This is a genomic window from Bradyrhizobium sp. USDA 4011, assembly GCF_054063415.1.
The window spans coordinates 1,602,541-1,622,462 of the sequence record NZ_JBSSGG010000001.1 but is presented as its reverse complement, the minus strand read 5'-3'; the positions used below and the strand labels follow the sequence as shown (position 1 = coordinate 1,622,462).

The following is a 19,922-nucleotide window of genomic DNA, read 5'->3' as shown; positions in this document are numbered from 1 at the left end:
GAAGCGAAGCAATCCATTGGTCCGCATACCAGGACAGATGGATTGCTTCGTCGCTTCGCTCCTCGCAATGACGAATAGAGGACAGGGGGCAATCTCAATATGGCGTCCGGCAACAGACTGAGTCCGATTCCGCATCCGCCGACGAAGCCGGTGGTCGGCAACATGCTGTCGCTGGATTCGACCGCGCCGGTGCAGCATCTGGTCAAGCTCTCCAAGGAGCTCGGGCCGATCTTCTGGCTCGACATGATGGGTGCGCCGATGGTGATCGTCTCCGGTCACGATCTGGTCGACGAGCTCTCCGACGAAAAGCGCTTCGACAAGGCGGTGCGCGGCTCGCTGCGCCGGGTGCGTGCGGTCGGCGGCGACGGGCTGTTCACCGCCGACACCAAGGAGCCGAACTGGAGCAAGGCGCACAACATCCTGATGCAGCCGTTCGGCAACCGCGCCATGCAGTCGTATCACCCGAGCATGGTCGATATCGCCGAGCAGCTGGTCAAGAAATGGGAGCGCCTCAACGCCGACGAGGAGATCGAGGTCGTCCACGACATGACGGCGTTGACCCTCGACACCATCGGGCTCTGCGGCTTCGACTACCGCTTCAATTCGTTCTACCGCCGCGATTACCACCCGTTCGTGGAATCGCTGGTGCGCTCGCTCGAGACCATCATGATGACCCGCGGCCTGCCGCTCGAGGGTCTTTGGATGCAAAAGCGGCGCAAGACGCTCGCCGACGACGTCGCCTTCATGAACAAGATGGTCGACGAGATCATCGCCGAACGTCGCGGCAATACCGACGTGACCAGCGACAAGAAGGACATGCTGGCCGCGATGATGACCGGCGTCGATCGCGCCACCGGCGAGCAGCTCGACGACGTCAACATCCGCTACCAGATCAACACCTTCCTGATCGCCGGCCACGAGACCACCTCTGGCCTGCTGTCCTGCACGATCTATGCGCTGTTGAAGCATCCCGAGGTGCTGAAGAAGGCCTATGAGGAGGTCGATCGCGTCCTTGGTCCCGACATCAACGCGAGACCGACCTATCAGCAGGTGACGCAGCTCACCTACATCACCCAATGCCTGAAGGAGGCGCTGCGGCTGTGGCCGCCGGCGCCGGCCTATGGCATTGCGCCGCTCAACGACGAGACGATCGGCGGCAAGTACAAGCTCAAGAAGAACACCTTCATCACCATCCTCGTGATGGCGTTGCATCGCGATCCCTCGGTCTGGGGCCCGAACCCTGACGTGTTCGATCCCGAGAATTTCAGCCGTGAGGCGGAAGCAAAACGCCCGATCAATGCCTGGAAGCCGTTCGGCAACGGCCAGCGCGCCTGCATCGGCCGCGGCTTTGCGATGCATGAGGCGGCGCTCGCGATCGGGATGATCCTGCAACGCTTCAGGCTGCTCGACGTGCATCGCTACCAGATGCATCTGAAGGAGACACTGACCATCAAGCCCGACGGCTTCAGGATCAAGGTGCGGCCGCGCGACGACAGGGATCGCGGCGCGTTCGCCGGCAGCACGGGCGCCGTTGCCGCCGCGCCGAAGGCAGCGCGCGCGCCGACCACGCGCCCCGGCCACAACACGCCGATGCTGGTGCTCTACGGCTCCAACCTCGGCTCGGCCGAGGAGCTGGCGACCCGCATGGCGGATCTGTCGGAGATCAACGGCTTCGCCACGCGGCTTGGTCCGCTGGACGATTATGTCGGCAAGCTGCCGGAGGAGGGCGGCGTCCTGATCATCTGCGCCTCCTACAATGGCGCGGCGCCCGACAATGCGACGCAATTCGTCAAATGGCTCGAAAGCGATCTGCCGAAGGATGCCTTCGCCAAGGTGCGCTACGCGGTGTTCGGCTGCGGCAACAGCGATTGGGCCGCGACCTACCAGTCGGTGCCGCGCTTCATCGACGAGCAGCTGACCAAGCACGGCGCGCGCGCGGTCTATCCGCGCGGCGAGGGCGATGCGCGCAGCGATCTCGACGGCCAGTTCCAGAAATGGTTCCCGGAGGCGGCGAAGGTTGCGACCAAGGAATTCGGCATCGACTGGAATTTCACCCGCACCGCCGAGGACGAACCGCTCTACGCGATCGAGCCGGTGGCGCAGGGCGCGGTCAACACCATCGTGACGCAGGGCGGCGCGGTGCCGATGAAGGTGCTCGCCAACAACGAGCTGCAGAACAAGCAAGGCGCCCATCCGTCGGAGCGCTCGACCCGGCATATCGAGGTCGAGCTGCCTGCCAGTCTCAGATATCGCGTCGGCGATCATCTCAGCGTGGTGCCGCGCAACGACCCGACCCTGGTCGATTCCGTGGCGCGCCGGTTCGGCTTCCTGCCGGCCGACCAGATCCGCCTGCAGGTCTCGGAAGGCCGCCGCGCGCAGCTGCCGGTCGGCAACGCCGTGTCGGTCGGGCGGCTGCTCACCGAGTTCGTCGAGCTGCAGCAGGTCGCGACCCGCAAGCAGATCCAGATCATGGCCGAGCACACCCGGTGCCCGGTAACCAAGCCGAAGCTGATGGCCTATGTCGGCGACGATGAGGCTTCGGCCGGGCGCTATCGCGCCGAGGTGCTGGCCAGGCGCAAATCGGTGTTCGATCTGCTCGAGGAATGTCCGGCCTGCGAGCTGCCGTTCCACCTCTACCTGGAAATGCTGTCGCTGCTGGCACCGCGCTATTACTCGATCTCGTCGTCTCCGGCCAGCGAGGCGCAGCGCTGCAGCGTCACCGTCGGCGTCGTCGAGGCGCCCGCGAGCTCTGGCCGCGGCATCTACAAGGGCGTCTGCTCGAACTATCTGGCGCGCCGCCGCGCCGGCGACACCATCCATGCCACGATCAAGGAGACCAAGGCCGGCTTCCGCCTGCCTGACGACAACGCCGTGCCGATCATCATGATCGGGCCGGGCACCGGGCTCGCGCCGTTCCGCGGCTTCCTGCAGGAGCGCGCCGCGCGCAAGGCACAGGGCGCTGCGCTGGGCCCCGCGATGCTGTTCTTCGGGTGCCGGCATCCGGAGCAGGATTTCATCTATGCCGATGAGCTGAAGGCGTTCGCAGCCGACGGCGTCAGTGAACTCTACACCGCCTTTTCGCGCGCCGACGGGCCCAAGACCTATGTGCAGCACCTCGTCGCCGCGCAGAAGGATCGGGTCTGGGAGCTGATCGAGAAGGGCGCGATCGTCTATGTCTGCGGCGATGGCGGCAAGATGGAGCCCGACGTCAAGGCGACGTTGATGTCGATCTATCGCGAGCGCACCGGCGCCGACACTGGCGCCGCCGCGCGCTGGATCGAGGACATGGGAACCGGGAACCGCTACGTGCTCGACGTCTGGGCCGGCGGCTAGCCTCGGCGCCAGGGCCGGGGACGACGGTGATGCGGTTGAGGGCAGGTTCCTTTCCCCATCGTCGTCCCGGCGAAAGCCGGGACCCATAACCACTGGGTTGAGTCGTTGAAGAGGGCTATGGCCCCAGCGATGCGCAACAATCACCTTCGGTGGTTAGGGGTCCCTGCTTTCGCAGGGACGACACTGAGTTTGTTGCGCCATTCGTGAGTCACTATTTCGCATGCTCTGGGCGCTAGCTTCGCCCGCCCTGACGCCCATGCTACAAGCCGCCGCATGATTCCCTGGGAGAAGATCGACACCGCGCGCATTCCCGGCACCGAAGGTGAACTGCGTCTGATGCGGCGAGGCCGCGAGTTTTCGATCATGCTCGGCACCAACGAGCTGATGAACAGCCGCCTGTCGGGGTCGGAAGCAGCGCTGGCGACGCTCGCGGCGAAGAAGATCGATAAGGTCGAACGGCCGCGTTTTCTGATCGGCGGCCTCGGCATGGGCTTCACGCTGCGGGCGGCGCTGACCGTGCTTGGACCCGAGGCGGACATCGTGGTGGCCGAGCTGGTGCCGGCCGTGGTCGCCTGGGCGAGAGGCCCGATGGCCGAGATCTTCGGCGACAGCCTGAACGATCCGCGCGTCAGCATTCAGGAGGTGGATGTCGCCGATGTGATCGAGCGCAATCCGCGCACCTACGATGCCATTCTCCTCGATGTCGATAACGGCCCGGAAGGCCTGACCCGCAAGGCCAACGACGCGCTGTATGATGTCGCCGGACTTAAGATCGCCCACACGGCGCTGCGGCGCGGCGGCGTGCTCGCCGTCTGGTCGTCCGGTCCGAACGTGAAGTTCCCGAAATCGCTGTCTCGCGCCGGATTCGCGGTCAATGAAGTCGCCGTTCGTGCCACGGGCCGTGGCCGCGGCGTGCGCCACGTGATCTGGATCGCGGTCAAGGAGTAGCAGGCATCTCGGCGGGCTCGCGAACCTGACTGTGCGCCATGTCCGGCGCAAGGCCAGGGTATATGGGTACTTTCAGAACATCGTGTTGTTATTCGCCGGATTCTCCGGGACGGGCTGCACCACGTCCCAATGCTCGACGATCTTGCCGTCCTCGAGCTTGAAGATGTCGACGATCGCGTTGCCGCGGGTGCCGGGCTCGCGCACGGCGTGGACGTGCAGGATCACGTAGTCGCCGTCGACGAACGAACGCTTGATCTCGCTGTGCGAGTTTGGAAACTTCTCGCGCAGGAAGCCGATGAACTTGCGGAAGCCGTCGGGACCGTCGGCCGCGCCGGGATTGTGCTGCACATAGCGGTTGCCGACATAGGCGAGCGCCGCGTCGGCGTCCTTCTGGTTCAGCCCCTTCTCGTAGAAGGCCAGCACCGCCCTGCGGTTGGCTTCCTGTTGCGCGCCGCTGGTGGCGGCCATCGCGGTGGAAGACGCAAGCGCGAGCAAGAGAGCGGCGACGGCTGTCGGCGGCCGGAGGATGGTCTTCATCTGGGGACTCCCGAGGCTGATGGTGCGCGGCCCGCGCAGTGGATCGCGCTCTCTACAGCCTTCATGCCGGGCCCGGAAGAACGCACTCCCGGCTCACATGGTTACCGGGAGATACCTCCCTCACGCTCACGCCGCCTTCACCGCCGCCCCATGCGCGTGCTTGTCGATGGCGTCGATGATCTGCGGCCACATCGGGATCGGCAGCGCATGGCCCATGCCCTCGATCATCAGGAGCTTTGCGCCAGGGATCGAGACGGCGGTGTCCTTGCCGCCTTCGGGATGCACCAGCGGATCGACGGTGCCGTGGATCACCAGCGTCGGTGCCTTGACGCTGCGCAGCCGCTCCTTGCGGCTGCCCGAGGCGAGGATGGCGCGGAGCTGGCGGCCGACGCCCTCCGGATTGAGGCCGCGCTCAAAGGTGCGCCGCGCACGCTCGGGATCGAGCGCCTCATCTTCGGGGAACGAGCCGTTGCGCAGCACCTTCCAGGTCTGGCCGAAACGCACGAAGTACTCCTCCTTGCTCTTCGGCGGCGGTGCCATCAGCACCGCGGTCGCCTCGCGGGTCGGTCCCGGCACCTTTGGATTGCCCGTGGTCGACATGATCGAGGTCAGCGAGCGCACGCGCTCGGGAAAGGTGATCGCAACCTCCTGCGCGATCATGCCGCCCATCGAGGCGCCGACAAGGTGCGCGGTGCGGATGCCGAGCGCATCCATCAATCCGATCGTGTCCCGCGCCATGTCGGCCAGCCGGTAGGGCGCTGTGACCGGAATCTTCAGGAAGCGCAGCTTCAGCAGCTCGAGCGCGGTCAGCCGGTTGCCGCCGCTCATCCGGGAGGATTTGCCGATATCCCTGTTGTCGAACCGGATCACGCGAAAACCGCGCGCAGCAAGCCGGCGGCAGAATTCGTCGTCCCAATGGATCATCTGGGCGCCGAGGCCCATGATCAGAAGCAGCGGCTTCGCATTCGCATCGCCAAAAATCTCGTAGCAGATGTCTATGCCGTTGGCGCGGGCGAGCTGCGGCGGCTGATGGGCGAGCGTGGTCACGGGCATCCCCTGCTAAAGCATGATCGGTCTAATTTGAGCTGGAACGGCGTCGAAGGTTCACCTCTCCCGTTGGGAGAGGTCGATTTGCGCAGCAAATCGGGTGAGGGGTTACGGTCTTTCGAGGGAGCAAGAGCCCTCGCCCGGATTGCACTGGGCGATGCTCCGCATCGCCAGGCGCAATCCGACCTCTCCCCGACGGGGAGAGGTGAACCGAAAGCGCGGCATGCCGATTCAACCAAAACCCATCTCACTCTAGTGGCTCGGTCAGGAGCCTCCATGCTGCCATAGATTGACGCAGCGCAGAAGAGCGTCAACGTCGCCGGGCGTGCCGCACTGTTGACCGATCAGCGGCAACAGTGTCGTATGGCACAAACAAACGGAAGCGCGACAAGCGCTCGGAATTGACGTGGAGGAGGGCCGCATGGCCGACAAGGGCAACGACCCTGCCGTGATCTGGCAGACGATGATTGGCGAGATGGAGAAGGGGTTCAACTCCTTCGGCAACCAGTTGATGACCTCGCCTGAATTCTCCAAGGTGATGAATCAGGCCGGCAGCGCCGCGGCGGGCGCGCAGAAGCAGCTTGGCGAGCTGATGGAGAAATATCTGCTGGCGATGAACCTGCCGAGCCGGGCCCAACTCGTCGGCATGGCCGAGCGCCTGCAGTCGATGGAGACCCAGCTCAACGAGATCAAGACGCTGCTGCAGCAGGTGCACCACAATTCGCTGGCGCCGGACGACGGTCACGGCGCAACGCCGCGGCCGCCGCGCACCAGGCGCCCGCCATCGGAGGGAGACAGCAAATGAATGCTCCCACCGGGTTTGATTTCGCCTCGATCTCCGAGCGAGTCCAGTCCGAGGTGCAGCGTGCGATCCAGCGCAGCATCAAGGGCGTCGAGTATTTTTCGAGCTCCGGCCCCGAGCTCGGCTCGACGCCGAAGGACGTGCTGTATTCGCGCGGCACCATGAACCTCTATCACTACCGGCCGCAGGCCAGTGAGGTCTATCGTGTGCCAGTCCTGATCGTGATGGCGACCACCAACCGCGGCTACATCCTCGACCTGGTGCCCGGGCAGAGCTTCATCGAGTTCCTGCTCAAGCGCGGCTTCGACGTCTACATGCTGGACTGGACCGCGCCGAAGCCCGAGGAGAAATCGCTGCGCATGGAGGACTACGTCCTCGACTTCATTCCGGAATCGATCCGCCGCGTGCAACAGGACTCCGGTGAGAAGGACGTCTCCGTGATCGGCTATTGCTTCGGCGGCGTATTGTCGCTGCTCTATGGCTCGATCTTCAATAACGGGCCGATGAAGAATTTGATCTGCTTCACGACGCCGATCGATTTTCGCGAGATGAAGCTGTTCTCGAATTTCGCCGACCGCCGCTACTTCGACGTCGACCGCCTGATCGACAGCACCGGCAACATGCCGCCCGAACTGATCCTGCAATCATTCGACATGCTGCGGCCGGCCGCGCGCGTCGTCGGCCAGATCCAGCTCTGGGACAACATCTGGAACGATGAGTTCGTCAAGTCGTACCGGATGTTCGATCGCTGGGCGACCGACACGCTGCCGCTGGCGGGCGAATATTTCCGCGCCATCACCAAGGACCTGATGTGGGACAACAAGCTCTTCAACGACACCATGACGGTCGGCGGCCGCGCGGCAAAGCTCGCCGACATCAAGGTGCCGATCCTGCACGCGGTCGCCGAGCACGACCACATCGTGCCGTATGACGCGGCAAAGCACCTGATCACCAAGATCGGCTCCGAGGACAAGGAGGAGGTGATGCTGAAAGGCGGTCACGTCTCGCTGGTCGCCGGCGCCAATGCAATCAAGCGGCTGTGGCCGAAACTGGACTCCTGGTTGAGCAAGAGATCGACATGACCGAACAACGTTCCTATCCGCGCCACGTCAAGACCGAGGCCGGCGACATCGAGTTCCGCCTGATGAAGCGGGCCGACGAGGCCGCAGTGCTGGCCTTCGCGCAGCAACTGCCGACGCATGATCTGCTGTTCCTGCCGCGCAACATCAGCCAGCCGAAGGTGCTGTCGGCCTGGATCAACGAGATCGAGCGCGGCGACATCACGAGCCTGCTCGCGATCAAGGACGGCAAGGTGGTCGGCTGCGGCACCCTGGTGCGCGACCCACATTCCTGGTCGCCGCATGTCGGCGAGATCCGGATGGTCGTGTCGCTCGACGTGCGCGGGCAGGGCGTCGGCCGGGCGCTGTCGCAGGAGACCTTCGCCATCGCGCTCGGCGCCGGGCTGGAGAAGTTCTCGGTGCAGATGACAGTCGACCAGCGGGCGGCAATCGCGCTGTTTGAAAGCTTGGGCTTCAAGGCGGAGGCCCTGCTGCGCGACCATGTCCGCGACGTCGAGGGCAAGACCCACGACATCGTCGTGCTCGGGCACAATGTGGCGCAGGTCCGGGCGCAGATGGAGGCATATGGGGTGTCCGAGGCAGTTAACGGTAATTAGAAACCGTAAATCGCTGGTTCCTTAGGCAGTCTGCCGGATCTTCATGCTGTTCACAGGTTCGTGATATCGCGCTGCAACATTAATGTTGCGTCGCACCATGAATTGTGACACAACAGCCTTGCCCCGGGCCAAACCGGACGGGGTGAGCCCATAGCTCAAACCTGAGGATGGAGAGACCCCAATGACCACCGAAACCAATTCCGTGCTGAACAGCGTCAAGGAAGCCTTCGCGCCCGTCACCGAGGCGTTCACCAAGCTCCAGAACATGGAAGTTCCGGAAGCCGCCCGTGAGTTCGTGAAGAAGCAGGCCGAGGCCGCCAAGACCCGCGCCGCCGATGCGTATGCCGGCTCCGAGAAGGTGACCAACGTGATCGAGACCGCCGTTGCCGGTTCGGTGACCGAGGCCGCCAAGATCAGCCGCAACATCCAGCAGGCGCTCTACCAGGACGCCGAGGCGTTCTTCGCCGGCATCGACAAGCTCGCTTCCGCCAAGTCGCTGAGCGAAGCCGCCCAGATCCAGTCGGACCTGGTCCGTGCGCGTGGCGAACTGTTCGTCTCGCGGGCGAAGGCCACCACCGAGTATCTCGGCAAGCTCGTCACCGACGGTGCGAAGACCGCGCAGGACAACTTCGCCAAGGTCTACAGCAAGACCGCCTGATCGCGCTTGCACTGACCACTGCCCTGTTCGAAGGCCCGCCGTTTTGCGGGCCTTCTTTTTTGCCGGTGCTTCTCATACATCGTTGACGTCGCGCCTGCCGTCATTGCGAGGAGCTCGCGACAAAATTGCGCAGCAATTTTGCGCTGAAGCGACGAAGCAATTCACCCCTCCGCAAGCGGTGAAATGGATTGCTTCGCTTCGCTCGCAATGACGGCTAGTGTGCGGCCAGTGCGAGAGCTTGCTCTATCCCCATGACCCTTCCCGCCGCCCTCATCGCAACGCCCCTCGATGCCGAACGCGCGGCCGAGCTGCGGCGCGTGAAGTGGCTGGCGACCGCCGTGCTGGCGGCCACCCTCATCATCTTCATCGCAGCGAAGGCGCTGCTGCCGGTGCATCCTGCCTTCGGCTTCATCGCGGCATTTGCCGAGGCCGCGACCATCGGCGGGCTGGCCGACTGGTATGCCGTCGTCGCCCTGTTCAAGCGGCCGCTGGGGCTGCCGATCCCGCACACCGCGATCATCCAGAGCAATCAGGAGCGCATCGCCGAGAAGCTCGGCGAATTCATCGAGAACAATTTCCTGGAAGCCGGGCCGGTCGAGGCCAAGCTGCGCGAGATCGATTTCGGCAGCTTCATCGCCGACTGGCTGCGCGACCGCAAACGTTCCGAGGATCTCGCCCGCTTCGTGCTGCGGATGCTGCCCGAAGCGTTTGCGGCGACCGAGAGCTCGGGCCTGATGCAGTTCATCAGCCGCCGCGTCACGACGCAGGTGCTCTCGATCGATCTTGCACCGCTTGCGGCCGGCGCGCTGCGCGGCTTCGTGCAGGAGGGCAAGCATGGCGGCCTGCTCGACGACATCCTGCGCGTGCTGCACCAGACGCTGACGCAGCAGGAGACCATGGCCGTGATCCGCGACAAGGTCCGCGCGGAGATGCCGACGCTGTTGAGGCTCTATCGCGCCGACAAGTTCGTGGTGAACCGGATCATCGCCTCGGCCACGAAATTCTTCGAGGAGGTGCGCAACGACCCGCAGCATCCGTTTCGCGGCGAGTTCGACCGGATGCTGCTGTCCTTCGTCGACCGGCTCGGCAGCGACAAGGCGTTCGCCGAACGCATCGACGGTCTCAAGCGCGATCTGATGGCGCGGCCGGAGCTCGCCAATCTCGGGCGCACGATCTGGGCCAACGTCAAGGATTTCATCGAGCGGAGCGCCTCGGGCGAGTCGCAGGTGCTGCAGCATCAGCTGGCGAGAATGCTCGTCGAGGCCGGCGACGCGCTGGACGGCGACGCCGAGCTGCGCGCCGAGATCAACCAGGGCCTGGTCGCGGTTCTGCGCACGGTCGTTGCCGAGCAGAAGAGCGGTGTCTCGACCTTCATCGCCGATCAGATGAAGAGCTGGGACATGGACCAGCTGATATCCCTGATCGAGGTCAATGTCGGCAAGGACCTGCAATACATCCGCTTCAACGGCTCGCTGATCGGCGGGCTTGCCGGGCTGGCACTTTACACGCTGGAATATGTGCTGCGGCTGCTGTGACCGATTGGGCACGGGCGCCACATTAGTTGTGGCAAGTGTGACCTGGGCCGCTTGCACGAAAGTGATCGGTTCCCTAGCTTTTCAAGGTTGGTTGTTGCGTTGCGGAACGATTCCGCCGGGTTTGCGTCAATCCTGTTGACCCACCCTGTTGATCCCATTGCCGGCCGCCGAGACGTCGTGCCGGAAGAGGAGTTGAAATGTCCGTTGCTGCGCAGACGCTACGCCCGCCGTCCAGGACGCTGATGTTTCTGGAAGGCCGCGCCATTCACGAGCTCGGTGCCTTTCTTGGCGCATTGCCGCTGCTGAGCCTCGCGCCGCGCGGCGATGGGCATCCGGTGCTGGTGCTGCCCGGACTGATCGCCTCCGACATGTCGACGCGCCCGCTGCGCGACTTCCTCAAGAGCAAGGGCTACGCCGTCAGCGGCTGGCGCCAGGGCCGCAACCTCGGGCTTCGCTCCGGGGTGCAGGACGGGATGGTCGATCTGCTGCAGGAGATGAACGAGACCAGCGGCCGCATGGTCTCGGTGGTCGGCTGGAGCCTCGGCGGCCTCTATGCGCGCCAGCTCGCCAAGATGATGCCGGAGCGCGTGCGCCAGGTGATCACCCTCGGCAGCCCGTTTGCCGCGGGCCCGAAGTCGACCAACGCCTGGCGCGTCTACGAGATGGCCAGCGGGCGCCGTGCCGACGAAGAGGACCAGCGTTTCGGCGGCTCGCTCACCAGCGCGCCGCCGGTGCCGACCACCGCGATCTTCAGCCGCACCGACGGCGTCTGCGCCTGGCAGGGTTGCCGCGAGCAGGCCTCGTCGATGACCGACAGCATCGAGGTCGAGAGCAGCCATTGCGGCATGGGCCATCATCCGGCCGTGGTCTACGCCGTCGCCGATCGCCTCGCGCAGAAGGACGGCGAGTGGGCGCCGTTCGATCGCAGCGGCTGGCGCAGCTTCGTCTACCCGGATCCCAATCGCTGACGTGCTTGCCTCGCCCGGCTTGCGGGGAGAGGCAGAAGCCAGAGCGGCTGCATTGTCGTGAATCGACAAAACGCGCTATGCGTTGGGCATGCCACAGCCGCTTGCCCGCATCGTCGATCAGCTGAAGCGCGAGCCGTCGCGCACCGGCTCGATCATCATCACCGTGTTCGGCGATTCCATCGTGCCGCGCGGCGGCTCAGTTTGGCTCGGCACGCTGCTCGAATTCTTCAAATCGCTCGACATCGACGGCAATGTGGTGCGCACCGCGATGTCACGGCTTGCCGCCGACGGCTGGCTCGAGCGCAGCAAGGTCGGCCGCAACAGTTTTTATCGCTTGAATGCGAAGGGGCGGCAGACCTTCGACACCGCGACCCGGCACATCTACGATCCGCCGCCGTCGGACTGGACCGGCCGCTTCGAGCTGCTGTTGATCGGCAATGCCGAGGATCGCGATGCCGCGCGCGAGGCGTTGAAGAATGCCGGCTTCGGCAGCCCGCTGCCCGGCGTATGGGTCGCGCCGTCGGGCGTGCCGATCCCCGATGAGGCATCGCGCGCGATCCGTCTGGAAGTCTCCGCGGAGGATGACAGCGGGCGCAGGTTGCTCAGCGAGAGTTGGCCGCTCGATCGCACCGCGGATGCCTATCTGAAGTTCATGAAAACGTTCGAGCCGCTGCACGGCTGGATCGTCAGAGGCGAAAGGCTGAGCGACGCCGACGCTTTCACCGCGCGCATCCTGCTGATCCACCATTATCGCCGGGTCGTGTTGCGCGATCCGCTGTTGCCGTATCAGTTGTTGCCGAAGGATTGGCCGGGCAGGGCCGCGCGGAAACTCTGCGGCGAGATCTATCGCGGGCTGCTTCCTGCGTCGGAACAATGGCTTGACGATCACGCAACCAACGAGGATGGGCCGCTGCCGAAGCCTAACGGAGCCGTGGCACGTCGCTTCGAGGGTGTCTGAACATATTACAGAAATATATTGCATTTAGAAATTTGTGTTATATATTCCTGTCCAACAACACACTGGGAGGTCGGCCATGTACACGCAGGCGCTCAATTCATCCGACGGTGACGATCGCGGCGTCGAGGATGTCGCCCGTGCCAATCAGTTCCAGGCCCGCATCGATGCCGACGAGCGCATCGAGCCGAACGACTGGATGCCCGCGGCCTATCGCAAGACGCTCACCCGGCAGATTTCCCAGCACGCCCATTCCGAAATCGTCGGCATGCTCCCCGAGGGCAACTGGATCACCCGCGCACCGTCGCTGCGCCGCAAGGCCGCGCTGCTCGCCAAGGTGCAGGACGAATGCGGCCACGGCCTCTATCTCTATGCCGCCGCCGAGACGCTCGGCACCTCGCGCGAGGAGCTCGTCGACGCGATGCTCTCGGGCAAGGCGAAATATTCCTCGATCTTCAATTATCCGACCCTGACCTGGGCCGACATCGGCACCATCGGCTGGCTGGTCGACGGCGCCGCGATCATGAACCAGATCCCGCTGTGCCGCTGCTCCTACGGCCCCTATGCGCGCGCGATGATCCGCGTCTGCAAGGAAGAGTCGTTCCACCAGCGCCAGGGTTTTGAGATCATGGTGACGCTGTGCCGCGGCACCGCCGAGCAGAAGGCGATGGCGCAGAATGCGCTCGATCGCTGGTGGTGGCCGGTGCTGATGATGTTCGGTCCGCCGGACCAGGTCAGCCAGCACAGCGATACCTCGACCAAGTGGAAGATCAAGCGCTTCTCCAATGACGAGCTGCGCCAGAAATTCATCGACGCCACCGTGCCGCAGGCCGAGTTCCTCGGGCTCACGATTCCCGATCCCGGCATGAAGCAGAACGAGAACGGCAATTGGGTGCACAGCCCGATCGACTGGGACGAGTTCAAGCAGGTGCTTGCCGGCAACGGCCCCTGCAACCGCGATCGCCTCGCCGCGCGCCGCAAGGCGCATGAGGAAGGCGCCTGGGTGCGCGAAGCCGCGATGGCCTATGCCGAGAAGCGCAAGAGCCGCCAGCTCGCGCAAGCCGCAGAATAAGGGAGCGCTAAAGATGGCCACGCCGAACGTTCCACTCTGGGAAGTCTTCATCCGCAGCCGCAACGGCCTTGCGCACAAGCATGTCGGCTCGCTGCATGCGGCGGACTCGACGCTGGCGCTGCAGGCGGCGCGCGACATCTACACCCGCCGCGGCGAGGGGCTGTCGATCTGGGTGGTGCCCTCGAACGCGATCACCGCGTCCGACCCGTCCGAGAAGGGCATGATGTTCGAGCCGGCGGAATCCAAGATCTACCGCCACCCGACGTTTTACGACGTTCCCGACGAAGTCGGGCACATGTGACTTTCGCCCGTCATGGTGAAGAGGCGCGGCACGCGCCGTCTCGAACCATGACGCCCCGATCGTAACCGCGGCCATCCTTCGAGACGCCTGCTGCGCAGGCTCCTCAGGATGACGTCGAGCAAGTGGATGCAGGTGGAATAGGGAACATGGCAACCGCCAATATCGCAGTCTCCGAAACGCCGCTGGTGCTCTACGCGCTGCGCCGCGCCGACGATGCGCTGATCCTCGGTCATCGGCTGTCCGAATGGTGCGGCCATGCGCCCGCGCTGGAAGAGGACATGGCGCTCGCCAATATGGGTCTCGACCTGCTCGGCCAGGCCCGCGAGCTCTACACCTATGCGGCCAAGGTCGAAGGCAAAGGCAACGACGAAGACAAGTTCGCCTATCTGCGCGACGTCAGGCAGTACCGCAATCTGCTGCTGGTCGAACAGCCGAACGGCGACTTTTCCCGCACCATGGTGCGGCAGTTCTTCTACGCGGCATTCGCCGATCCCTACTGGCGCGCGATGATGGCCTCGTCCGATCCGACGCTCGCCGCGATCGCGGCGAAGTCGGAGAAGGAGAGCGCCTATCATTTGCGGCATTCGTCGGAATGGATCGTCCGTCTCGGCGACGGCACCGAGGAGAGCCACCGCCGCGCGCAGGATGCGATCGACGATCTCTGGGCCTATACCGGCGAGATGTTCGCGGTCGACGACAGCGAGCGCGGCCTGATCGATGCCGGCATCGCGATCGATCCGGCGGCGCTCAAGCCGCGCTGGCTGAAGACGGTCACCGGCATCGTCGACGAGGCGACGCTGGCGCTGCCATCGGGCAACTGGATGCAGCAGGGCGGCCGCACCGGCAGCCACAGCGAGCATCTCGGCCATCTCCTCAGCGAGCTGCAGTCGATGCAGCGGACCTTCCCGGGGGCAACATGGTGACGGCTGCGCTCAGCGATGCCGATCTGCGCCGGCGCGCCTGGAGCGCGGCTGCGCAGGTGGTCGATCCCGAAATTCCGGTGCTGACCATCGCCGATCTCGGCGTGCTGCGCGATGTCGCGGTCCACGACGGCCATGTCGAGGTCGCGATCACGCCGACCTATTCCGGCTGTCCCGCGATGAACATGATCGCGCTCGAGATCGAGCTTGCGCTGGAACGCGAGGGCATCCACCAGCCGAAGGTCCGCACCGTGCTGTCGCCGGCCTGGACCACCGACTGGATGAGCGAGGACGGCCGACGCAAGTTGAGAGAATACGGCATCGCGCCGCCGCTGCCGGGCTCCTCGCGCCGCGCGCTGTTCGGCGAGCAGCAGGTCGCGTGCCCGCAATGCGGGTCAGGCGATACCGAATTGCTGTCCGAATTCGGCTCGACCTCCTGCAAGGCGCTGTGGCGTTGCAAGAGCTGCCGTGAACCCTTCGACTACTTCAAGTGTCATTGACCATGTCGACACCGCGATTCCACCGTCTGTCCATCAGCGATCTGCGCCGCGAGGCGTCGGATGCCATCTCGATGACCTTTGCGATCCCCGACGAGCTGCAAGGCGACTACCGCTTCACGCCGGGCCAGTATCTGACGCTGCGCACCACGATGGACGGCGAGGAAGTCCGCCGTTCCTACTCGATCTGCTCCGGCCCCGACGATGGCGAATTGCGCATCGCGGTGAAGAAGGTCGATGGCGGCGCCTTCTCGAACTGGGCCGCCGAGGAGCTGAAGGCCGGCGACGAGCTCGACGTGATGACGCCGACCGGCCGTTTCGGCGTCGCGCACACCCCCGGCGAGGCGCGGACCTATGTCGGCTTCGCCGCTGGCAGCGGCATCACGCCGATCCTTTCGATCATCAAGGGCGTGCTGGCGCGCGAGCCGGACAGCCGCTTCTTCCTGTTCTACGGCAATCGCTCCACCGAGGGCATGTTGTTCCGGGAGGCGCTGGAGGAGCTGAAGGACCGCTTCATGCAGCGGCTGTCGGTGTTCCACGTCATCTCGGGTGAAGAGCAGGACATCCCGATCCTGCACGGTCGGCTCGACGGCGAGAAGGTGCGGGTGCTGCTGCGCTCGCTGGTGCCGGCCGCGATCGTCGATCATGTCTTCGTCTGCGGCCCGGCCGCGATGAGCGAGACCATCGAGGCGACCTGCCGCGAAATCGGCATCGCCGCAGAGCGCATCCATGTCGAGCGCTTCGTGTCGGAATTCGGCGGCAAGCCGCGCGCGAAGGTGGTCGTTCCCGCCGGCGCGCCGCCAAAGGCGATCGCCGGGCTGATCATCGACGGCAAGCGCCGCGAGGTCCCGGTGGCCGACGGCGAGTCGATCCTCGATGCCGCGTTGCGCGCCGGCATGGACCTGCCGTTCGCCTGCAAGGGCGGCATGTGCTCGACCTGCCGCGCCAAGCTGGTCGAAGGCGAGGCGCCGATGGATCTGAACTATTCGCTGGAGCCGTGGGAGCTCAAGGCGGGGTTCATCCTCACCTGCCAGGCCAAACCGTGCTCCGGCAAGGTCGTGGTCGACTACGACCACGTCTAGTTCTATTCGCGCGTTGACACCTCCGGTGTCGCGCCCAACACTGACGTGACAGCAAGAAGCCCGTCGCAACGGGCCCGTGCACAGGGAGTTCGATTGTGAACGTGAAGGCCACGCTATCATCAGAGGATGTCGCTCGCGCCTGCGCGGACGCAATGTGGAAGGAAGACGACGCCAGCAAGGGCCTCGGCATGGAGCTCGTCGAGATCAAGCCGGGGCAGGCGGTGATGGCGATGACGGTGCAGCCGCACATGGTCAACGGCCAGCGCATCTGCCATGGCGGTTACATCTTCACGCTCGCTGACTCAGCCTTCGCCTTTGCCTGCAACAGCCGCAACGATCGCGCGGTGGCGGCGCAGGGCAACATCACCTTCATCCGGCCCGGCAAGCTCGGCGACCGTCTGGTGGCGACCGCGCGCGAGATCTCGCGCAGCGGCCGCTCGGGAATCTACGACGTGCGCGTTACCGCCGGCGACAGCGTGATCGCCGAGTTTCGCGGCCATTCGCGCGTGATACAGGGCAGCTGGCTGCCGGACACGGACATCAAGGCATAAGTCTCCAGAGGAAACGTCGATGGCAACGGCAAAGCTCAAGGTCAGGGATAGCGGCTATCATGCCGAGCTCGATGCGGCTGAACGCGCCTCGCGCGACGAGATCATGGCGTTGCAGACCAGGCGGCTCGCCTGGTCGCTGAAGCACGCCTATGACAATGTCGCGCACTACAGGAAGTCGTTCGACGCGGCGGGCGTGCACCCGTCCGATTTCAAGCAGCTTGCCGATCTCGCAAAATTTCCCTTCACGGTGAAGACGGATCTGCGCGACAATTATCCCTTCAACATGTTCGCGGTGCCGCGCGAGCAGCTGGTGCGCGTCCATGCTTCCTCCGGCACGACCGGCAAGCCGATCGTGGTCGGCTATACCAAGGGAGACATCGACACCTGGGCCGATGTGATGGCGCGCTCGATCCGCGCCGCCGGCGGCCGCAAGGGCATGCTGATGCACAATGCCTACGGCTATGGCCTGTTCACCGGCGGCCTTGGCGCGCATTACGGCGCCGAGCGGCTCGGCTGCACGGTGGTCCCGATCTCCGGCGGCATGACCGAGCGGCAGGTGCAGCTCATCAACGACTTCCGGCCCGACATCATCACGGTGACGCCGAGCTACATGCTGGCGATCCTCGACGAATTCAAGCGGCAGGGCCTCGACCCGCGCCAATCGTCGCTCAAGTTCGGCATCTTCGGCGCCGAGCCCTGGACCAACGCGATGCGCGTCGAGATCGAGCAGGCCTTCGACATGGACGCCACCGACATCTATGGCCTGTCGGAGGTGATCGGCCCCGGTGTCGCGCAGGAATGCGTGGAGACCAAGGACGGCCTGCACATCTGGGAGGATCACTTCTATCCTGAAGTGATCGATCCGCTGACCGGCAAGGTGCTGCCCGACGGCGAGAAGGGCGAACTGGTGTTCACCTCGCTGACCAAGGAAGCCTTCCCGATCATCCGCTATCGGACCCGCGACCTGACGCGGCTGTTGCCCGGCACGGCGCGGCCCGGCATGCGGCGGATGGAGAAGGTGACCGGCCGCTCCGACGACATGATCATCCTGCGCGGCGTCAACGTGTTCCCGACCCAGATCGAGGAGGCGCTGCTGGCGACCGACTGGTGCGGCGGCCATTTCGTTATCGAGCTGACCCGCGAGGGCCGCATGGACGAGATGACGGTGCTCGCCGAAGCCCGGCCCGAGAGCTGGGACGGCGAGGGGCTCACCGCGCACGCCGAGAAGGTCTCCGCCTTCATCAAGAACACGATCGGCATCTCGACCCGCGTCCGCGTCGTCGCGCCCGAGACATTGGAACGTTCGCTCGGCAAGGCGAAACGTGTTTACGACAAGCGGCCGAAAGAATAGCCTCTCGCCCGCAATCCAAAAGGGCGCGGGGTTTCCATGGCCGATACCAACGAAGCAACCGCTGCGAAAATCGTGGCTGATATCCGCGACGGGAGGGTGACGGCGGTCAGTGTCGTCGAGGCGGCGCTCGATCGCGCGGAGCGGCTCAAGCATCTCAACGCCTTCATCGTGCTGAACCGCGACGGCGCGCTGGCGGCGGCGCGCCAGGTCGATGCCGGCACGCGCACCGGCGTGCTGGCCGGGCTTCCGATCGTCGTCAAGGACAACATCAACACATCAGACCTGCCGACATCGGGCGGCACTCCGGCGCTGCAACACGCGCGGCCTGCGCGCAATGCGCCGTCGCTGCAGAAGCTGCTCGATGCCGGTGCTGTGGTCATCGGCAAGACCAATCTACACGAACTCGCCTTCGGCATCACCAGCACCAATCTCGCGCCGTTCGCGGGACCGGTCAGAAATCCATACGACGTGACCCGGATCCCGGGCGGGTCGTCCGGCGGAACGTCGGCGGCGATCGCCGCACGTATCGCCACCTGCGGCCTCGGGTCGGACACCGGCGGCTCGACCCGCGTGCCCGCGGCGCTGACCGGGACCGTGGGCTTGCGGCCTTCGGTCGGCAATGGCGGCGCCGAGCGGCGCTATCACGACGACAACCAGGTGGTTCCGATCAGCCATACCCGCGACACTGTCGGCCCGATGGGATGCACGGTCGCCGACGTCGCGCTGCTCGATGCCGTGATATCAGGCACGCCGCTGGCGTCAGCCATTCCGCTGCGCGGCGTGCGTCTCGGCATGCCCGCCTGCTTCTGGAGCGGTCTCGATCGCGACGTCGAGACTGTCGCCCGCGCGGCCTGCGCGCGGCTCACGGCTGATGGCGCGGTGCTGGTCGATGTCGATATGCCTGACCTGTTCGAGCAGAACGGCAAGGTGTCCTTTGTGGTCGCGCTGCATGAACCGATCGCCGATATCCCAGCCTGGCTCGCCGCCTCCGGAATTGAAGGGATCACGTTGTCCGATATCGCGGCCGGCGTCGCCAGTCCCGACGTTGTCGGCGCTTTCGGCGCCATCACGGCGGACGCGTTCGGTGCCGCCTATGACGATGCGATCAAGGTGCAGCGGCCGGCGCTGCAGGCGATCTATGCGGCGTATCTGAGGGACAACAAACTGGACGCCATCCTGTTTCCGACCACGATCGCGCCTGCGCCTGCCATCGACGAGAAGACCGGGTCCGGCGAGATGTCGGTCAATGGCGGCGAGCCGGTGCCGACCTTCGGCACCATGATCCGCAACACCGATCCCGGCAGCAATGCCGGCCTTCCCGGGCTGTCGCTCTATGCCGGCATGACGCCCGATGGCCTGCCGGTCGGGCTCGAGCTCGACGGTCCGGTCGGCAGCGATGCCAGATTGCTCGGGCTCGGCCTGTCGATCGAAGCGCTTCTGGGGACGGCCCCGCCACCGCAGCTCTGAGTAGAGCGTTTTCAAGCGAAGTGGCTACCGGTTCGCGTGAAGAAAACGCGTCGAAACAAGAATCCAGAGCCCCGTTCCGATTCGATCGGAACGGGGGCTCTAGGCCTCCCGCAACAAGCCCCTTGAATTGATCGGCCAGTCGATTAGTCATGGCCTGAGGCCGCCTGGCCGCCACGATCTGCGCGCCTTTCGCTTCGCCCGCAATGACGAAGGCAATTGAAGG

At 64.9% G+C, this 19,922-nt stretch carries 19 protein-coding genes; 17 read left to right on the top strand and 2 right to left on the bottom strand.

Features of this window, described 5'->3' with window-relative positions:
* Nucleotides 1-99 precede the first annotated feature (99 nt).
* Together ACVW1C_RS07555 and ACVW1C_RS07550 are read left to right on the top strand one after the other, a co-directional pair.
* Nucleotides 100-3,333 carry a bifunctional cytochrome P450/NADPH--P450 reductase gene (locus ACVW1C_RS07555; protein ID WP_456757869.1) on the top strand — a complete coding sequence of 1,078 codons (3,234 nt, stop codon included), beginning with the start codon at nucleotides 100-102 and terminating at the stop codon, nucleotides 3,331-3,333.
* Between the two features lie 273 nt (nucleotides 3,334-3,606).
* Nucleotides 3,607-4,281: a spermidine synthase gene (locus ACVW1C_RS07550; RefSeq protein ID WP_456757868.1), complete on the top strand. Its 675-nt coding sequence runs from the start codon at nucleotides 3,607-3,609 to the stop codon at nucleotides 4,279-4,281.
* A 72-nt stretch (nucleotides 4,282-4,353) separates the two neighbouring features.
* Here the strand turns inward: ACVW1C_RS07550 and ACVW1C_RS07545 are convergent, their stop codons facing one another.
* Complete coding sequence (locus ACVW1C_RS07545) at nucleotides 4,354-4,749, bottom strand: nuclear transport factor 2 family protein (protein ID WP_456763013.1); 396 nt, start codon at nucleotides 4,747-4,749, stop codon at nucleotides 4,354-4,356.
* Between the two features lie 195 nt (nucleotides 4,750-4,944).
* The gene (locus ACVW1C_RS07540; RefSeq protein WP_456757867.1) at nucleotides 4,945-5,871 is read right to left on the bottom strand and encodes an alpha/beta fold hydrolase; all 927 of its coding nucleotides are present in this window, start codon (nucleotides 5,869-5,871) and stop codon (nucleotides 4,945-4,947) included.
* 415 nt (nucleotides 5,872-6,286) lie between these two features.
* Here ACVW1C_RS07540 and ACVW1C_RS07535 point away from each other — a divergent pair, with 415 nt between their 5' ends.
* The 15 genes from ACVW1C_RS07535 to iaaH all read left to right on the top strand — a co-directional run bounded on the left by ACVW1C_RS07535 (nucleotide 6,287) and on the right by iaaH (nucleotide 19,699).
* Nucleotides 6,287-6,670 carry a hypothetical protein gene (locus ACVW1C_RS07535; RefSeq protein ID WP_456757866.1) on the top strand — a complete coding sequence of 128 codons (384 nt, stop codon included), beginning with the start codon at nucleotides 6,287-6,289 and terminating at the stop codon, nucleotides 6,668-6,670.
* Nucleotides 6,667-7,749 (top strand): PHA/PHB synthase family protein, encoded by a 1,083-nt coding sequence (locus tag ACVW1C_RS07530; RefSeq protein WP_456757865.1) that lies wholly within the window; start codon nucleotides 6,667-6,669, stop codon nucleotides 7,747-7,749. The genes ACVW1C_RS07535 and ACVW1C_RS07530 overlap by 4 nt, the downstream gene beginning before the upstream one ends.
* Nucleotides 7,746-8,342: an N-acetyltransferase family protein gene (locus tag ACVW1C_RS07525; RefSeq protein WP_456757864.1), complete on the top strand. Its 597-nt coding sequence runs from the start codon at nucleotides 7,746-7,748 to the stop codon at nucleotides 8,340-8,342. The genes ACVW1C_RS07530 and ACVW1C_RS07525 overlap by 4 nt, the downstream gene beginning before the upstream one ends.
* Before the next feature lie 181 nt (nucleotides 8,343-8,523).
* A complete protein-coding gene (locus tag ACVW1C_RS07520) occupies nucleotides 8,524-9,000 on the top strand; it encodes a phasin (protein WP_456757863.1) in 477 nt (158 codons plus the stop codon).
* Nucleotides 9,001-9,251: 251 nt separating this feature from the next.
* On the top strand, nucleotides 9,252-10,535 hold the full coding sequence (locus tag ACVW1C_RS07515) for a DUF445 domain-containing protein (RefSeq protein WP_456757862.1): 1,284 nt from the start codon (nucleotides 9,252-9,254) through the stop codon (nucleotides 10,533-10,535).
* A 197-nt stretch (nucleotides 10,536-10,732) separates the two neighbouring features.
* Nucleotides 10,733-11,503 carry an esterase/lipase family protein gene (locus tag ACVW1C_RS07510; protein ID WP_456757861.1) on the top strand — a complete coding sequence of 257 codons (771 nt, stop codon included), beginning with the start codon at nucleotides 10,733-10,735 and terminating at the stop codon, nucleotides 11,501-11,503.
* Nucleotides 11,504-11,591: 88 nt separating this feature from the next.
* Nucleotides 11,592-12,461, top strand: coding sequence for a phenylacetic acid degradation operon negative regulatory protein PaaX (gene paaX, locus ACVW1C_RS07505; RefSeq protein ID WP_456757860.1), 870 nt, complete (start codon nucleotides 11,592-11,594; stop codon nucleotides 12,459-12,461).
* Between the two features lie 76 nt (nucleotides 12,462-12,537).
* Nucleotides 12,538-13,530: a 1,2-phenylacetyl-CoA epoxidase subunit PaaA gene (gene paaA, locus ACVW1C_RS07500; RefSeq protein WP_456757859.1), complete on the top strand. Its 993-nt coding sequence runs from the start codon at nucleotides 12,538-12,540 to the stop codon at nucleotides 13,528-13,530.
* A 13-nt stretch (nucleotides 13,531-13,543) separates the two neighbouring features.
* A complete protein-coding gene (paaB, locus tag ACVW1C_RS07495; RefSeq protein ID WP_024579339.1) occupies nucleotides 13,544-13,831 on the top strand; it encodes a 1,2-phenylacetyl-CoA epoxidase subunit PaaB in 288 nt (95 codons plus the stop codon).
* A 146-nt stretch (nucleotides 13,832-13,977) separates the two neighbouring features.
* Nucleotides 13,978-14,754 carry a 1,2-phenylacetyl-CoA epoxidase subunit PaaC gene (gene paaC / locus ACVW1C_RS07490; protein WP_456757858.1) on the top strand — a complete coding sequence of 259 codons (777 nt, stop codon included), beginning with the start codon at nucleotides 13,978-13,980 and terminating at the stop codon, nucleotides 14,752-14,754.
* On the top strand, nucleotides 14,748-15,251 hold the full coding sequence (gene paaD / locus ACVW1C_RS07485) for a 1,2-phenylacetyl-CoA epoxidase subunit PaaD (RefSeq protein ID WP_456757857.1): 504 nt from the start codon (nucleotides 14,748-14,750) through the stop codon (nucleotides 15,249-15,251). The genes paaC and paaD overlap by 7 nt, the downstream gene beginning before the upstream one ends.
* A 2-nt stretch (nucleotides 15,252-15,253) precedes the next feature.
* Nucleotides 15,254-16,330 carry a 1,2-phenylacetyl-CoA epoxidase subunit PaaE gene (paaE, locus tag ACVW1C_RS07480; RefSeq protein ID WP_456757856.1) on the top strand — a complete coding sequence of 359 codons (1,077 nt, stop codon included), beginning with the start codon at nucleotides 15,254-15,256 and terminating at the stop codon, nucleotides 16,328-16,330.
* 95 nt (nucleotides 16,331-16,425) lie between these two features.
* The gene (gene paaI, locus ACVW1C_RS07475; protein WP_456757855.1) at nucleotides 16,426-16,881 is read left to right on the top strand and encodes a hydroxyphenylacetyl-CoA thioesterase PaaI; all 456 of its coding nucleotides are present in this window, start codon (nucleotides 16,426-16,428) and stop codon (nucleotides 16,879-16,881) included.
* 19 nt (nucleotides 16,882-16,900) lie between these two features.
* A complete protein-coding gene (paaK, locus tag ACVW1C_RS07470) occupies nucleotides 16,901-18,232 on the top strand; it encodes a phenylacetate--CoA ligase PaaK (protein ID WP_456757854.1) in 1,332 nt (443 codons plus the stop codon).
* A gap of 36 nt (nucleotides 18,233-18,268) precedes the next feature.
* Complete coding sequence (gene iaaH, locus ACVW1C_RS07465; protein ID WP_456757853.1) at nucleotides 18,269-19,699, top strand: indoleacetamide hydrolase; 1,431 nt, start codon at nucleotides 18,269-18,271, stop codon at nucleotides 19,697-19,699.
* The last annotated feature ends 223 nt before the right edge of the window (nucleotides 19,700-19,922 follow it).

What these genes read in the sequence shown, in the direction of transcription:
- ACVW1C_RS07555 (WP_456757869.1), top strand. Translation starts at nt 100, where the DNA reads ATGGCGTCCGGCAACAGACTGAGTCCGATTCCGCATCCGCCGACGAAG.
- ACVW1C_RS07550 (WP_456757868.1), top strand. Translation starts at nt 3,607, where the DNA reads ATGATTCCCTGGGAGAAGATCGACACCGCGCGCATTCCCGGCACCGAA.
- ACVW1C_RS07545 (WP_456763013.1), bottom strand. Translation starts at nt 4,749, where the DNA reads ATGGCCGCCACCAGCGGCGCGCAACAGGAAGCCAACCGCAGGGCGGTG.
- ACVW1C_RS07540 (WP_456757867.1), bottom strand. Translation starts at nt 5,871, where the DNA reads ATGCCCGTGACCACGCTCGCCCATCAGCCGCCGCAGCTCGCCCGCGCC.
- ACVW1C_RS07535 (WP_456757866.1), top strand. Translation starts at nt 6,287, where the DNA reads ATGGCCGACAAGGGCAACGACCCTGCCGTGATCTGGCAGACGATGATT.
- ACVW1C_RS07530 (WP_456757865.1), top strand. Translation starts at nt 6,667, where the DNA reads ATGAATGCTCCCACCGGGTTTGATTTCGCCTCGATCTCCGAGCGAGTC.
- ACVW1C_RS07525 (WP_456757864.1), top strand. Translation starts at nt 7,746, where the DNA reads ATGACCGAACAACGTTCCTATCCGCGCCACGTCAAGACCGAGGCCGGC.
- ACVW1C_RS07520 (WP_456757863.1), top strand. Translation starts at nt 8,524, where the DNA reads ATGACCACCGAAACCAATTCCGTGCTGAACAGCGTCAAGGAAGCCTTC.
- ACVW1C_RS07515 (WP_456757862.1), top strand. Translation starts at nt 9,252, where the DNA reads ATGACCCTTCCCGCCGCCCTCATCGCAACGCCCCTCGATGCCGAACGC.
- ACVW1C_RS07510 (WP_456757861.1), top strand. Translation starts at nt 10,733, where the DNA reads ATGTCCGTTGCTGCGCAGACGCTACGCCCGCCGTCCAGGACGCTGATG.
- paaX (WP_456757860.1), top strand. Translation starts at nt 11,592, where the DNA reads ATGCCACAGCCGCTTGCCCGCATCGTCGATCAGCTGAAGCGCGAGCCG.
- paaA (WP_456757859.1), top strand. Translation starts at nt 12,538, where the DNA reads ATGTACACGCAGGCGCTCAATTCATCCGACGGTGACGATCGCGGCGTC.
- paaB (WP_024579339.1), top strand. Translation starts at nt 13,544, where the DNA reads ATGGCCACGCCGAACGTTCCACTCTGGGAAGTCTTCATCCGCAGCCGC.
- paaC (WP_456757858.1), top strand. Translation starts at nt 13,978, where the DNA reads ATGGCAACCGCCAATATCGCAGTCTCCGAAACGCCGCTGGTGCTCTAC.
- paaD (WP_456757857.1), top strand. Translation starts at nt 14,748, where the DNA reads ATGGTGACGGCTGCGCTCAGCGATGCCGATCTGCGCCGGCGCGCCTGG.
- paaE (WP_456757856.1), top strand. Translation starts at nt 15,254, where the DNA reads ATGTCGACACCGCGATTCCACCGTCTGTCCATCAGCGATCTGCGCCGC.
- paaK (WP_456757854.1), top strand. Translation starts at nt 16,901, where the DNA reads ATGGCAACGGCAAAGCTCAAGGTCAGGGATAGCGGCTATCATGCCGAG.
- iaaH (WP_456757853.1), top strand. Translation starts at nt 18,269, where the DNA reads ATGGCCGATACCAACGAAGCAACCGCTGCGAAAATCGTGGCTGATATC.